The organism is Pseudomonas sp. PSE14 (genome assembly GCF_029203285.1).
Lineage (GTDB): Bacteria > Pseudomonadota > Gammaproteobacteria > Pseudomonadales > Pseudomonadaceae > Pseudomonas.
The window spans coordinates 907,908-921,586 of the sequence record NZ_CP115669.1 but is presented as its reverse complement, the minus strand read 5'-3'; the positions used below and the strand labels follow the sequence as shown (position 1 = coordinate 921,586).

11 protein-coding genes are annotated in these 13,679 nt (G+C 66.3%); 7 read left to right on the top strand and 4 right to left on the bottom strand.

Annotation, left to right across the window (positions count from 1 at the left end; translation table 11 throughout):
* Window positions 1–10 precede the first annotated feature (10 nt).
* From O6P39_RS04325 to O6P39_RS04310, 4 genes are all read right to left on the bottom strand, one after another.
* Window positions 11–511: a nucleotidyltransferase family protein gene (locus O6P39_RS04325; protein WP_275611884.1), complete on the bottom strand. Its 501-nt coding sequence runs from the start codon at window positions 509–511 to the stop codon at window positions 11–13.
* A gap of 56 nt (window positions 512–567) precedes the next feature.
* Window positions 568–1,464, bottom strand: a complete 897-nt coding sequence (locus O6P39_RS04320) for a PA4780 family RIO1-like protein kinase (RefSeq protein ID WP_275610192.1) — start codon at window positions 1,462–1,464, stop codon at window positions 568–570.
* A gap of 73 nt (window positions 1,465–1,537) precedes the next feature.
* Complete coding sequence (locus O6P39_RS04315; RefSeq protein WP_275610191.1) at window positions 1,538–2,719, bottom strand: two-component system response regulator; 1,182 nt, start codon at window positions 2,717–2,719, stop codon at window positions 1,538–1,540.
* Window positions 2,720–2,786: 67 nt separating this feature from the next.
* Window positions 2,787–5,129 carry a transporter substrate-binding domain-containing protein gene (locus O6P39_RS04310; protein ID WP_275610190.1) on the bottom strand — a complete coding sequence of 781 codons (2,343 nt, stop codon included), beginning with the start codon at window positions 5,127–5,129 and terminating at the stop codon, window positions 2,787–2,789.
* 124 nt (window positions 5,130–5,253) lie between these two features.
* On the opposite strand from O6P39_RS04310, the gene ada reads away from it, so the two are divergent.
* From ada to O6P39_RS04275, 7 genes are all read left to right on the top strand, one after another.
* Complete coding sequence (gene ada / locus O6P39_RS04305) at window positions 5,254–6,315, top strand: bifunctional DNA-binding transcriptional regulator/O6-methylguanine-DNA methyltransferase Ada (RefSeq protein ID WP_275610189.1); 1,062 nt, start codon at window positions 5,254–5,256, stop codon at window positions 6,313–6,315.
* A gap of 317 nt (window positions 6,316–6,632) precedes the next feature.
* On the top strand, window positions 6,633–7,541 hold the full coding sequence (locus tag O6P39_RS04300) for a glutamate/aspartate ABC transporter substrate-binding protein (RefSeq protein ID WP_275610188.1): 909 nt from the start codon (window positions 6,633–6,635) through the stop codon (window positions 7,539–7,541).
* A 219-nt stretch (window positions 7,542–7,760) separates the two neighbouring features.
* Window positions 7,761–8,507 carry an amino acid ABC transporter permease gene (locus O6P39_RS04295; RefSeq protein ID WP_275610187.1) on the top strand — a complete coding sequence of 249 codons (747 nt, stop codon included), beginning with the start codon at window positions 7,761–7,763 and terminating at the stop codon, window positions 8,505–8,507.
* Window positions 8,504–9,172 (top strand): ABC transporter permease subunit, encoded by a 669-nt coding sequence (locus O6P39_RS04290; RefSeq protein ID WP_275610186.1) that lies wholly within the window; start codon window positions 8,504–8,506, stop codon window positions 9,170–9,172. The genes O6P39_RS04295 and O6P39_RS04290 overlap by 4 nt, the downstream gene beginning before the upstream one ends.
* Window positions 9,169–9,903 (top strand): amino acid ABC transporter ATP-binding protein, encoded by a 735-nt coding sequence (locus tag O6P39_RS04285; RefSeq protein ID WP_275610185.1) that lies wholly within the window; start codon window positions 9,169–9,171, stop codon window positions 9,901–9,903. Before O6P39_RS04290 ends, O6P39_RS04285 begins: the two co-directional genes overlap by 4 nt.
* A gap of 84 nt (window positions 9,904–9,987) precedes the next feature.
* The gene (ggt, locus tag O6P39_RS04280; protein WP_275610184.1) at window positions 9,988–11,661 is read left to right on the top strand and encodes a gamma-glutamyltransferase; all 1,674 of its coding nucleotides are present in this window, start codon (window positions 9,988–9,990) and stop codon (window positions 11,659–11,661) included.
* A gap of 83 nt (window positions 11,662–11,744) precedes the next feature.
* Window positions 11,745–13,637: an ATP-binding protein gene (locus O6P39_RS04275; protein ID WP_275610183.1), complete on the top strand. Its 1,893-nt coding sequence runs from the start codon at window positions 11,745–11,747 to the stop codon at window positions 13,635–13,637.
* Window positions 13,638–13,679: the final 42 nt, after the last annotated feature.

The window sequence follows — 13,679 nt, the reverse complement described above, 5'->3', positions numbered from 1 at the left end:
ATAAGGACAATTACAGGAGCTCGATCTGCAGGTTGGGCCAGTGGGTCAGCCAGTTCTTGGCGGCGAGGCGCTCGCGGTATATTTCGGGCTTCGTGCGGAAGCGTTCGGTTGGCCGAACACGCAGGTTCAGCAGATCGTCGACGCCCAACGGTGCCAGCAATTCCAGCGCGTCGCCACGCAAACGCACCGCCACCGCCGTGCAGACTTCCGCCCAGTGCCGCAGTGCGTCGGCGCAATCCCGGTAAGCTCTATCGCCATTGCGCAAATGCATGCGTGCCTGGTTGCGCACCGACCAGGGCGCGCCCGGGCAAGCCTCCCGCAAGCGGCGCTCCCAGGTGTCGTCCGCTTCGGCGTCCAGGCAGTCTTCGGCGAAATACAGCACATCCACATCGGCCAGCGGCGTCGGGTCGATATAGCCGTGCAACGCATCCCACACGGCATTGCGCACGAAGCCGGCGCCGATCCAGGCGTCGGCCGGGCCGTGATCGCGCACGCCGCGCAGCAGGCGCATGCGCTCGGGCTGGGCCGCGATCAGCGTCAGGATGTCAGAAGGGTCGTTCAACCCGATCAAGCCTGCTCCCACGGCGGAGGCGGCGGTTCGTCGCGGGTCTGCGGCGTGTCCTGGGCGGCGCGACCGGCCTCGCGGCGGGCCTGTTCGCGCAGGGCGTCGGCGATTTCGCGCAGTACGGAGTCGACGTCCGCTTCGTCCTCGGGATCGTCGAAATGGCCGGTCAGCGGGGTATCCGGCAGCAGTTTCCCTTCCTCGTAAAGCGCCCACATTTCCTTGGCGTAGTGGGTGTACTTCAGTTCCGGGGCGAAGCGGCCGAAGTAGGCGGCCATGTTGCCCACGTCACGCTCCAGCATGCGGAAGGCGTGGTTGTTGCCGGCGGCGTCCACCGCCTGGGGCAGGTCGATGATCACCGGGCCATCCGGCCCTACCAGCACGTTGAACTCGGACAGGTCGCCATGCACCAGGCCGGCGCAGAGCATCATCACGATCTGGCGGATCAGGAAGGCGTGGAATTCGCGCGCCAACTCCGGCTCCATCACCACGTCGTTCAAGCGTGGTGCGGCATCGCCGTCCTCGTCGGCGATCATTTCCATCAACAGCACGCCGTCGAGGAAGTCGTAGGGCTTGGGCACCCGCACGCCGGCATTGGCCAGGCGGAACAGCGCGGCGACCTCGGCGTTCTGCCAGGCCTCCTCCTGTTCCTTGCGGCCGTACTTGCTGCCCTTGGCCATGGCGCGCGCCTGGCGGCTGTTGCGCACCTTGCGCCCTTCCTGGTACTCGGCGGCCTGGCGGAAGCTGCGCTTGTTGGCTTCCTTGTAGACCTTGGCGCAGCGCAGCTCATCGCCGCAGCGCACCACATAGACCGCTGCTTCCTTGCCACTCATCAGCGGTCGCAACACTTCGTCGATCAGTCCGTCTTCGATCAGCGGCTCAATGCGTTTCGGGGTCTTCATCGGGCTTCCTGGCATACCTCTCTACGGGCGCTGCGCACCTTATACGGCAATCCCCGGCAGTCGCCCAGCGCCATCAGGGGGCGGGCGGCGTCAGTTCGATGTTTTCGATCACAGCGTCCTCCAGGCGCAGCAATTCCAGCCCCAGGGCCTCGTCGCTGTCGGCGTAGCGCAGGGCGATGCTGGCGAAGCCTTCGGCGGCTTCGCTGAAGGCCTCCACCATGCGCGGGTCGAACTGGCTGCCGGCGCCGGCCTTGATCTTCGCCGCCGCTTCGTCCGGGCCCAGCGAGGTGCGGTAGGCGTGGCGACTGGTCATCTCGTCGTAGCAGTCGATCAGCGTCAGCATTCGCGCGGCCATCGGAATACGTTCGCCGGAGAGGCCTTCCGGATACCCCGCGCCGTCCCAGCGCTCATGGTGACTGCGGGCGATCTCCTTGGCATAGCGCAGGAAGTCGGCCGGATAGCCCAGCTTGCGCTCGGCCGCCGCCAGGGCGTCGTGCCCCACCGTGGTGTGGCTTTGCATGATCGCCTGGTCAGCCTCGTCGAGCTGGCCGGGGTGGTGCAGGATGCGGTCGGGCACCGCGACCTTGCCGATATCGTGCAACTGCGCCGAGCGCGCCAGCAGTTCGATGTTTTCCACCGAGAGCTCGTTGGAGAACTCGTTGCGCAGCGCCAGGGTGCTGCCCAGCAGGCGCATGTAATGCTCGATGCGTACCAGGTGCTGGCTGTGGGCGTTGTCGCGCAGGTCGCAGAGGGTCGCCATGGCCTCCAGCGTGGCGTCCTGGATGGCTTGCAGTTCGCGGGCGCGGCGGCGCACTTCCAGCTCCAGGTACTCGCTCTTGTCGCGCAGGAAGTCGGCGTTGGCCTTGAGGTTGAGGTGCGCGCGGATGCGCGCCAGAGTCACCGGCGGGCTGATCGGCTTGGTGATGTAGTCCACTGCTCCCAGGTCCAGGCCCTTCTGCTCATCGGCGGCGTTGACCATGCCGGTGAGGAAGATCACCGGGATGTCACGGGTAGCCGGGTCGCCCTTGAGTTGGCGGCAGACCTCGTAGCCGTCCATCTCCGGCATCATGATGTCGAGCAGCACCAGGTCCGGGCGCGGATCGCTCTGCACCAGGCGCAGCGCCTTGGCGCCGCTGGAGGCGACGCGCACCTGATAGCGATCCATGAGCAGCTCGCTCATGAGCATCAGGTTGTCCGGCTGGTCATCCACCACCAGGATCAGCTCCTGTTCGGGCCGGTCCAGCATGCTATCCATCGCATTCCCCTCTAATTGTTCAGACTGCCACGCGGCGCCGGATCGGACCATTCATCCGCGCCGGCGTTCAGATCCTGATATCGCACTCCCTCGCGAGATTCACCAGATGCTCCAGGGCGCGTTCGAACTCGAAGCGCCTGACGTTCGTCGCGATGCCCTCGTATCCCTCATTGAAGACGCTGCGCAGCAGGCTTGCACGCTCGCCCAGCAAACGCCCGGCACGCGGGTCGTCGGCCGCCAGCAACTGCGCCAGGCGCCGGCAGACGCGCTCAACCTCGACCCCGTCGCCGCTGGAGGTCGGCGCGGGCGCCACCGTCTTTGCCGCTGGCTCGGGGAGCGGGGGCGCGGCATGGCTGATGCTGTCCAGGTTCACTTCCGCCGCATCGTCCACCCGTCCCATCGGCAGGCGGCACCAGAACAGGCTGCCCTGCCCCGCCTCGCTTTCCACGCCGACGCTGCCGCCCATCGCCTCGGCCAACCGCTTGCAGATCGCCAGCCCCAGACCGGAGCCGCCGTAGCGCCGGGTGATCGAGCTGTCGGCCTGGCGGAACGACTCGAACAGCCGGCCCTGCTGCGCCGGGGAGATGCCAATGCCGGTATCGCGCAGGCCGAAGTACAGCTGCAGGCTGTCCTCGTCTTCCTCCTCCAGTTCGACGACCAGCACCACCTCGCCGTGCTCGGTGAACTTCAGCGCGTTGTTGGCGTAGTTCATCAGGATCTGCCGCAGGCGCAGCGAGTCGCCCACCACCTTGGCCGGCACCCGCGGGTCGATCTCGCAGCGCACCGCGAGCCCCTTGCTCGCCGCGCGGATGCTGAGCAGGTCGAACAACTCGCCGAGCATGCGTTCAAGGTCGAAATCGATGTGCTCGAACTCCAGCTTGCCGGCTTCCACCCGCGACAGGTCGAGGATGTCGCTGATCAGCTCCAGCAGGTACTGACCCGAGCCCTGGATCTTGCCCAGGTAGTCCAGCTGCTGCTCGTCCAGGGTGGTTTCCTGCAGCAGGTGGGCAAGGCCGATGATGATGTTCAGCGGCGTGCGGATTTCGTGGCTCATGTTGGCCAGGAAGTCGCTCTTGAGCTGCGCGGCCTCCTCAGCGAGGTCGCGGGCCTGGGCCAGGGCGACTTCGGTGGACTTGCGCGCGGTGACGTCGCGGCTCACGCCGACCAGCCCCAGCAGGCGCCCGTGGTCATCCTGGAACGCGCTGCGCAGGGTATCGAACAGCACCTGCCGGCCATCCGGGTAGATCACCCAACCCTCGCTGGCATAGGGCCCGCTGCCGGTCAGCGCCTGGTGGTCGCGGTCGTGCCGGCCGGCGGCGGCAGTGCGGCTGAACAGCTGGCGGTCGCTGCGCCCGACGATCTCGTCCGGGCGACGCCCCAGGCAGTCGGCGAACGCCTGGTTGACCCCCAGGTAGCGGCCCTGGGTGTCCTTGAACCAGATCGGGTCGGGGATCGCGTTGATCAGCGCCAGCAGCGTGCTGCGCTGGCGGCGCTCCTCGGCTTCGGCACGGGCGCGCTCGGCGACCTGGATCGACAGCCGCCGGTTCCACACCAGGACGAAGGCCAGCAGGGCGAGCACACCCACCACCCAGGGCCAGGCGATCTGCAACAGGTGCATCCAGTCGAACACGTTCAGAGACGGCAGCCAGCGCGCCTGGATCGCCTCCTCCTCGCTGCGACTGATGTTGCCCAGGGCGCGGTCGAGCAACGGTACCAGCGGCTCCAGTTCCTTGCGCACGGCGAAGCGCACCTGACTGTTGCCCAGGCCGCTGTCGCCCCGGACTTCCAGGTTGCTCAGGCTCAGTTTCTCGATCAGGTAAGTGGAGGTGATCAGGTTGCCTACATAGGCATCGGCCTTGCCGGTGGAAACCGCCTTCAAGGCGCTGGAGGAATCGTCGCTGACCACGAAGACGACGCCAGGCACGGCCTTCGTCAGCAGCTCCTGCACGGCATAACCCTGCTCCACCGCCACCCGCCGCCCGGACAGGTCGTCGAGCACGCGGATGGTGCTGTCGCGGCGGGCGAAGATCAGGCTGCTGGTCAACAGGTACGGCTGGCTGAAACTGAGGAAGCGCTTGCGCTCCTCGGTCATCGCCACCGACGGCACCAGGTCCACCTCGCCGGCATGCACGGCGGCCAGCACGTCTTCCCAGGTGTTGTAGATCACCGGCCGGACCTGCATGCCCAGGCGCTCGGAAATCAACTGCAGGTAGTCGGCGCTGATACCGTGGAACTGGTCGAACTCGTCGATCACCTCGAATGGCGGCCAACCGGCGCGGAACAGGCCGACGCGGATCGGCTCGTGGGCACTGACGAAGGCCCGTTCCTGTTCGTTCAACGCAAGGCTCGCCGCATGCACCGGGGCATACAGCGTGACGAGCAGCAGGCAGCAGAAGCAGAATCGCAGCAAGGCAACGCTCTCTGAAGGCGGACATCGGCAAGCGTAGCCCGCAGTTTGAAAACGCGATGCGGATTGCCCGCCCGCAACGGCGGACAGACAATTTCCCCATCGCCGAATTCCATGGAGACCCACCATGATGAGCCTCGAACTGAACCCTGAGCGTTGCTGGCAGGCCGTCTGCGAGCGGGACGCGCACTTCGAGGGGCGCTTCGTCTTCAGCGTGCGCTCCACCGGCGTCTACTGCCGCCCCAATTGCCCGGCCCGCCGGCCTTCGCGTGGCAATGTGGCCTTCCACGAAAGCCCGGCCGCCGCCGAGGCCGCCGGTTTCCGCCCGTGCAAGCGCTGCTCGCCGAACGGCCCGAGCCCCCGCGAGCAGCTGGATGCACTGGTCGCCGCGGCCTGCGACCTGCTCGACCGCGCGGAGAAGCCACTGACCCTGGACGAACTGGCTGGCCGCATCGGTCTCTCCGCCTCGCACCTGGCCCGCGCCTTCAAGGCACGCACCGGCCTGACCCCGCGCGCCTGGGCCGAGTCACGCCGCGAACAGCGCCTGGCCGCCGCCCTGCCGCAAGCGCGCTCGGTACTGGATGCGGCGTTGGAAGCCGGCTACTCCGGGACCCGCGCCCTCTACGAAAGCGCCACCCCGCTGACCCCGGCGCAGCGCCGGCAAAAAGGTGCAGGAGAACGCCTGCGCTACGTCATCGCACCCTGCCCGCTCGGACAGATGCTGCTGGCGGCTACCGACAAGGGCGTCTGCGCCTTGCTGTTCGCCGACGAGGCCAGCGAGCTGGAACAACAACTGGCCGAGCGTTTCGGCGCCGCCGAGCGCGTGCGCGACGATGCGGGTCTGGGCGACTGGCTGCAGCAGGTCCTGGCGCAGCTGGCGGAGCCCGAACAGGCCGCCCACCTGCCGCTGGACCTGCACGGCAGCGCCTTCCAGCTGCGCGTCTGGCGCGCCCTCACGCGCATCCCCAGCGGCGAAACGCGGCGCTACGGCGAGCTGGCCGAACAGTTGGGCAGCCATCCCCGCGCCATCGCCCGCGCCTGCGCCAGCAACAATGTCGGCCTGCTGGTGCCCTGCCACCGGGTGGTCGGCGGTACCGGTGAAGGCGGCTACCGCTGGGGGCTGCCGCGCAAGCGCGAGCTGTTGCGCCGCGAGGGACTCGCCGCCGCACAGGCCAGCGACCAGGACTGAAGCCACTCCCCCTGGAACCGCCGCCTCGCTCCGGCGGTTCCGACACTGGCGCGGCCTCCAGGCAAAGTTCCCAGGCGAAGCTCCGGCAGCAATCGTTCGGATTTCCGAACGTGAATTCGTCGAATATCCGGATTACCGAACAGCGCGCCACGCACCAGTCTCGGCTATAAATCAAAATATCCTTTATATTCAGTCACTTAAAAACAGGTGCAGAAGTTGGCACAGAGCCTGCTCCTGTCAATCCCGAGCATGCGGCATGGCTACCCCTCGCCAGTCGCAGGACTGAATAACAAACACAACCAGTCGAGGTAGATTCCATGCGTTTCGCACCCCGTGCGTTGGGCGCCGCCATTGTCGCAGCCCTGCTCGCCACTCCCGTCGTCGCTGAAGAGCTCACCGGTACCCTGAAGAAGATCAAGGACTCCGGCACCGTCGTCCTCGGCCACCGTGACGCGTCCATCCCCTTCTCCTACCTCGCCACCGATCCGCGCCAGCCAGTGGGCTACTCCCATGACCTGCAGCTGAAGGTCGTCGAAGCCCTGAAGAAAGAGCTGAACCTGCCGGACCTGAAGGTGCGCTACAACCTGGTCACCTCCCAGACCCGTATCCCGCTGGTGCAGAACGGCACCGTGGACATCGAGTGCGGCTCCACCACCAACAACCTGGAGCGCCAGAAGCAGGTCGACTTCTCCGTCGGCATCTTCGAAGTCGGCACTCGCCTGCTGACCAAGACCACCTCGGGCATCAACGATTTCGCCGACCTGAACGGCAAGAACGTGGTGACCACCGCCGGCACCACCTCCGAGCGCCTGCTCAAGCAGATGAACGCCGAGAAGAAGATGGGCATGAACATCATCTCGGCCAAGGACCACGGCGAGTCCTTCCTGATGCTCGAATCCGGCCGCGCCGTGGCCTTCATGATGGACGACGCGCTGCTCTACGGCGAAATGGCCAAGGCCAAGAACCCGGCCGACTGGCACGTGGTCGGCAAGCCGCAGTCCTACGAAATCTACGCGTGCATGGTCCGCAAGGGCGACGCACCGTTCAAGAAGGTGGTCGACAAGGCCATCGCCGACACCTTCGCCTCGGGTGAAGTCAACAAGATCTACGACCAGTGGTTCATGAAGCCGATCCCGCCGAAGAACCTGAACCTCAATTTCCCGATGAGCGATGAGCTCAAGAAGCTGATCGCCACTCCGACCGACAAGTCTGCCGAGCAGATGTAACGGTCGCGCGCGGCTGCGCCCATAAGGCACAGCCACGCGGGGGATCGGGAGCGCAGGCCCTGCGCTCCCGGCCCACTCCTCCTGATGACGATGCCGGAACACCCGCTACCCGCGGGTGGCGGGCCGCTGCATGCCCGCTTCCGGCTTCGTGCCGTGAATACAAATACCTGTTCACTCTCCGCGCAACGGAGCGTGAACGACTCTGAGGGGAAACCCGACATGGACTACAACTGGGACTGGGGCGTGTTCTTCAAGTCCACCGGGATCGGCGATGAGCGCTACCTGGACTGGTACATCACCGGCCTTGGCTGGACCATCGCCGTCTCGCTCGCGGCCTGGGTCATCGCCCTGGCGCTCGGCTCGCTGCTGGGGGTGATGCGCACCCTGCCCAACCGCTGGCTGTCCGGCATCGCCACCGCCTACGTGGAGCTGTTCCGCAACGTGCCGCTGCTGGTGCAGCTGTTCATCTGGTACTTCCTGGTGCCGGACTACCTGCCGCAGCCGATCCAGGACTGGTTCAAGCTGGGCCTGGCGCCGGAAACCTCGGCCTTCGTCAGCGTCGTCGTGTGCCTGGGCCTGTTCACCGCCGCGCGGGTCTGCGAACAGGTGCGCACCGGCATCCAGGCGCTGCCCAAGGGCCAGCTCGCCGCCGCCAGCGCCATGGGCTTCCGCCTGCCGGCGATCTACCGCCACGTGCTGCTGCCGCAGGCCTTCCGCATCATCATTCCGCCGCTGACCTCCGAATTCCTCAACGTCTTCAAGAACTCCTCGGTGGCGTCGCTGATCGGCCTCATGGAGCTGCTGGCACAGACCAAGCAGACCGCCGAGTTCAGCGCCAACCTGTTCGAGGCCTTCACCCTGGCCACGCTGATCTACTTCACCCTGAACATGAGCCTGATGCTGTCCATGCGCATGGTCGAGAAGAAGGTCGCGGTACCGGGCCTGATTTCCGTGGGAGGTAAATGATGGACTTCAGTCAGATCGTCCCCGCCCTCCCCGGCCTGTGGGAAGGCATGCTCACCACCCTGCAGCTGATGGCGCTGGGCGTGCTGGGCGGCGTGGTGCTGGGCACCATCCTGGCGCTGATGCGCCTGTCCAACAGCAAGCTGCTGTCGAACATCGCCGGCTTCTACGTGAACTACTTCCGCTCGATCCCGCTGCTGCTGGTGATCACCTGGTTCTACTTCGCGGTGCCCTTCATCCTGCGCTGGATCACCGGCCAGGACACCCCGGTGGGTGCGTTCACCTCGTGCCTGGTGGCCTTCATGATGTTCGAGGCGGCCTACTACTGCGAGATCGTCCGCGCTGGCATCCAGGCCATCCCGAAGGGCCAGATCGGCGCGTCCTACGCCCTGGGCATGACCTATGGCCAGGCCATGCGCCTGATCATCCTGCCCCAGGCGTTCCGCAAGATGACCCCGCTGCTGCTGCAGCAAAGCATCATCCTGTTCCAGGACACCTCGCTGGTGTACTCGGTGGGCCTGATGGACTTCCTCAACGCCGCTCGCTCCCGTGGCGACATCATCGGCCAGCCCCATGAGTTCCTGATCTTTGCCGGTCTCGTCTACTTCGTCATCAGCTTCGCCGCGTCCTTCGGCGTGAAGCGCCTGCAGAAAAGGTTAACCGTATGATCTCCATCGATAACGTCAGCAAGTGGTACGGCGACTTCCAGGTTCTCACCGACTGCAACACCCAGGTCGCCAAGGGCGAAGTGGTGGTGGTCTGCGGTCCGTCCGGCTCGGGCAAGTCGACCCTGATCAAGTGCGTCAACGCGCTGGAACCCTTCCAGAAGGGCGACATCACCGTCGACGGCACCTCCATCGCCAACCCCAAGACCGACCTGCCGAAACTGCGCTCGCGCGTCGGCATGGTGTTCCAGCACTTCGAGCTGTTCCCGCACCTGTCCATCACCGAGAACCTGACCATCGCCCAGCGCAAGGTCCTGGGCCGGAGCAAGGAAGAGGCGATGGACAAGGGCATGAAGCTGCTCGACCGCGTCGGCCTCAAGGCCCATGCCCACAAGCACCCCGGCCAGCTCTCCGGCGGCCAGCAGCAGCGCGTGGCGATCGCCCGCGCGCTGGCCATGGACCCGATCGTCATGCTGTTCGACGAACCGACCTCGGCGCTGGACCCGGAGATGGTCAACGAGGTGCTCGACGTGATGGTCCAGCTCGCCCAGGAAGGCATGACCATGATGTGCGTGACCCACGAGATGGGCTTTGCGCGCAAGGTCGCCGACCGGGTGATCTTCATGGATCGTGGGCAGATCGTCGAAGACTGTCCGAAGGAAGAGTTCTTCGGCGACCTGCAGAACCGTGCCGAGCGCACCCAGCAGTTCCTCGCCAAGATCCTGCCGCACTGATCCAGCTTCTTGTTCTACCCGAACGCCCCGGTTCGCCGGGGCGTTCAGCCTCACCGCAAGCACAACAATAAATAAGGAAAACCCATGCGCCTGCTTCACTTCACGAAACTTCCCCTGGGCGTCGCGATCCTCGCCGCCAGCTCCTCGGTCTTCGCCGCCACCCTCGACGGCGGCGCGGTGGCCGCGCCTGACCAGTACGGCGCCAAGGTCGCCGCCGAGATCCTGAAGAAGGGCGGCAACGCCGTCGACGCTGCGGTCGCCACCGCCTTCACCCTCGCAGTCACCTACCCCGAAGCCGGCAACATCGGCGGCGGCGGCTTCATGACCCTGTACGTCGACGGCAAGCCGTACTTCCTCGACTACCGCGAGATCGCGCCCAAGGCCGCGACCAAGACCATGTACCTGAACGACAAGGGCGAGGTGATCGAGAACCTCAGCCTGGTCGGCACCAAGGCTGCCGGCGTGCCCGGCACCGTGATGGGCCTGTGGGAAGCCCACAAGCGCTTCGGCAAGCTGAAGTGGAGCGAACTGCTGACCCCGGCCATCGGCTACGCCAGGACTGGCTTCAAGGTCGCCGACCAGCAGTACCAGTACCGCCAGGACGCCATCGCGCTGTTCAACGGCAAGACCAACTTCGGCGACTACTTTGGCACCATGAAGCCGGGGCAGACCTTCAAGCAGCCTGAGCTGGCCAAGACACTGGAGCGCATCGCCGACAAGGGCCCGGACGACTTCTACAAGGGCGAGACCGCCAAGCTGCTGGTCGCGCAGATGAAGCACGACGGCGGCCTGATCACCCAGGAAGACCTCTCCGGCTACGAGGCCAAGTGGCGCGAACCGATGCGCATCGACTGGCAGGGCAACAGCCTGTACACCGCGCCGCTGCCCAGCTCCGGCGGTATCGCCCTGGCCCAGCTGATCGGTATCAAGGAGCAGCGCGCCGCTGACTTCAAGGGTGTGGAACTGAACTCCGCCAAGTACATCCATCTGCTGGCCGAGATCGAGAAGCGCGTGTTCGCCGACCGCGCCGACTACCTGGGCGACCCGGACTTCTCCAAGGTGCCGGTGGCCCAGCTGACCGACCCGGCGTACATCGCCAAGCGCGCCACCGAGGTCAACCCGAACGCCATCTCGCCCACCGAGAAAGTCCGTCCGGGCCTGGAGCCGCACCAGACCACGCACTTCTCCATCGTCGACAAGGACGGCAACGCCGTCAGCAACACCTACACCCTGAACTGGGACTTCGGCAGCGGCGTGGTGGTCAAGGGCGCCGGCTTCCTGCTCAACGACGAGATGGATGACTTCAGCGCCAAGCCGGGCGTGGCCAACGCCTTCGGCGTAGTGGGCAGCGACGCCAACGCCATCGAGCCGGGCAAGCGCATGCTCTCCTCCATGAGCCCGAGCATCGTCACCCGCGACGGCAAGGTCAGCCTGGTGCTGGGTACTCCCGGCGGCTCGCGGATCTTCACCTCGATCTTCCAGGTGCTGAACAACGTCTACGACTACCACCTGCCCCTGGAGAAGGCCGTGGCCGCGCAGCGCGTGCATCACCAGCTGCTGCCCAAGGACACCCTCTACTTCGACGCCTACGCACCGCTCACCGGCAAGGTCGCCGACGAGCTGAAGGCCATGGGCTACACCCTGGAAGACCAGGGCTGGAACATGGGTGACATCCAGGCCATCCGCGTCGACGGCAAGTCGCTGGAAACCGCCTCCGATCCGCGTGGCCGCGGCGTCGGGCTGGTGGTCAAACCCTGATCCCCGGAACGCGCACCATGTGGTATCCGAACCAGTCCATTGCCGCACCCCGGCACTGGGCTGGTTCGGCCCGGACGACTGTGATGCAATGCCCTCCCAGCCCATTGCCACCGCCGCTCACCGTGAAACCACGCCTGCTGCGCAACCTCCTCTTGCCTATCCTGCTGCTCCTGCTCACCCTGGGCTTCGGCTACGGCGGCTACCTGATCAGTGATGGCGCCGGCACCCGCGCCCTGATCGGCAGCGGCGAACGCCAGCTGGAGCTGCACGCCCGCGGCGTGGAAAGCGAGATGAGCCGCTACTCCTACCTGCCCAGCGTGCTGGAGCTGGAAAAGAACGTCACGCGCCTGCTGCTCGACCCCACCCCCTACAACCGCAACCTGGTCAACGCCTACCTCGAAGGCCTGAACCGCCGCGCCGGCAGCCGCGCCATCTACCTGCTGGATACCTCCGGGCGGGTGCTGGCCACCAGCAACTGGCAGAACGTGGACAGCTACCAGGGCGAGGACCAGTCCTTCCGCGCCTACTTCCAGGACGCCATGGCCGGCCGCCCGGGGCGCTTCTACGGCATGGACAGCACCACCGGCGAGCCCGGCTACTACCTGGCCCATGGTCTGGTCAGCGGCGACCAGATCATCGGCGTGGCGGTGGTCAAGGTGAAGATGGATGCGCTCGAAGAGCGCTGGCAGAAAGCCCGCCTGCAAGCCTTCGTCAGCGACGAGAACGGCATCATCATCCTCTCCAGCGATCCCGCCCTGCGCCTGAAAGCCGTGCGCCCGCTCAGCGCCGACGACAAGGAACGCATGGCGCGCAGCCTGCAGTACTACTGGTGGGCGCTCAACGAATGGCAGCCGCTTACACGCCGTTCGCTTGGCGACGGCGTGGAGGAAATCAGCTTCCCGCCACAGTCGCCGGAAGCCGACGGCCACAACCCCGTCAGCTACCTGATGCAGACCCGCCGCCTCAACGACACCTCGTGGAACTTCACCCTGCTCAGCCCACTGCACGACGTGCGCCGCGAAGCCATGATCCACGGCATGCTCGCCGCGCTGGGCTTTGCCCTGCTGGCCTTCCTGCTGATCGCCTCGAACGAGCGGCGCAAGGTCATCGCCACCCGCCTCGCCGCCCGCGAGGCACTGGAGCAGGCCAACAACGCCCTGGAGCGACGCATCGCCGAACGCACCAGCGACCTGCGCGCCAGCAACCAGCACCTGCGCGAGCAGATCCGCGAACGCCGCCAGGCCGAGGACACCCTGCGCAAGGCCCAGGACCGCCTGGTGCAGGCCGGCAAGCTGGCGGTGATCGGGCAGATGTCCACCAGCATCGCCCACGAACTCAACCAGCCGCTGGCGGCGTTGCGCACCCTCTCGGGCAACACCGTGCGCTTCCTGGCGCGCGGCAAGCTGGATATCGCCAGCAGCAACCTGGTCGCCATCAACGAAATGGTCGACCGCATGGGTCGCATCACGGCCAGCCTGCGCGCCTTCGCCCGGCGCGCCGACGACCACGGCCAGGCCAGCCTGGGCAAGGCGGTGGACGCCGCGATGATGGTCCTGCAGGTGCGCCTCAAGGAGGTGCCGGTAAGCCTGCACCGCGACTTCCCCGACGCCCGCCTGGCCATCGACCAGACCCGCCTGGAGCAGATACTGGTCAACCTGATCGCCAACGCCCTGGACGCCATGAGCCCGCAGGACGACCGCCAGCTCTGGCTGGAAGGCCGCATCGAGGGTGACGACCGCTATCGCCTGATCGTACGCGACAACGGCCCCGGCATCCCCCAGGATGCCCGCGCGCACCTGTTCGAACCCTTCTTCACCACCAAGCCCGGCGAACTCGGCCTGGGCCTGGGCCTGACCCTTTCGGCCAGCCTCGCCACCGCCGCCGGCGGCAGCCTGGGCGTGGCCTACCCGGAGGCCGGCGGCACCGCCTTCGAGCTCTACCTGCCGCTGCTGCCTGCCCTGGAGAATCCCGTATGAGCGAAGAATCCCTGCGCGTACTGATCGTCGAGGACGACCCGC

Bases quoted from the DNA above. Each gene is read 5' to 3' on its own strand.
- O6P39_RS04325 (WP_275611884.1), bottom strand. From the start codon at position 511: ATGCGCCTGCTGCGCGGCGTGCGCGATCACGGCCCGGCCGACGCCTGG.
- O6P39_RS04320 (WP_275610192.1), bottom strand. From the start codon at position 1,464: ATGAAGACCCCGAAACGCATTGAGCCGCTGATCGAAGACGGACTGATC.
- O6P39_RS04315 (WP_275610191.1), bottom strand. From the start codon at position 2,719: ATGGATAGCATGCTGGACCGGCCCGAACAGGAGCTGATCCTGGTGGTG.
- ada (WP_275610189.1), top strand. From the start codon at position 5,254: ATGATGAGCCTCGAACTGAACCCTGAGCGTTGCTGGCAGGCCGTCTGC.
- O6P39_RS04300 (WP_275610188.1), top strand. From the start codon at position 6,633: ATGCGTTTCGCACCCCGTGCGTTGGGCGCCGCCATTGTCGCAGCCCTG.
- O6P39_RS04295 (WP_275610187.1), top strand. From the start codon at position 7,761: ATGGACTACAACTGGGACTGGGGCGTGTTCTTCAAGTCCACCGGGATC.
- O6P39_RS04290 (WP_275610186.1), top strand. From the start codon at position 8,504: ATGATGGACTTCAGTCAGATCGTCCCCGCCCTCCCCGGCCTGTGGGAA.
- O6P39_RS04285 (WP_275610185.1), top strand. From the start codon at position 9,169: ATGATCTCCATCGATAACGTCAGCAAGTGGTACGGCGACTTCCAGGTT.
- ggt (WP_275610184.1), top strand. From the start codon at position 9,988: ATGCGCCTGCTTCACTTCACGAAACTTCCCCTGGGCGTCGCGATCCTC.
- O6P39_RS04275 (WP_275610183.1), top strand. From the start codon at position 11,745: ATGCAATGCCCTCCCAGCCCATTGCCACCGCCGCTCACCGTGAAACCA.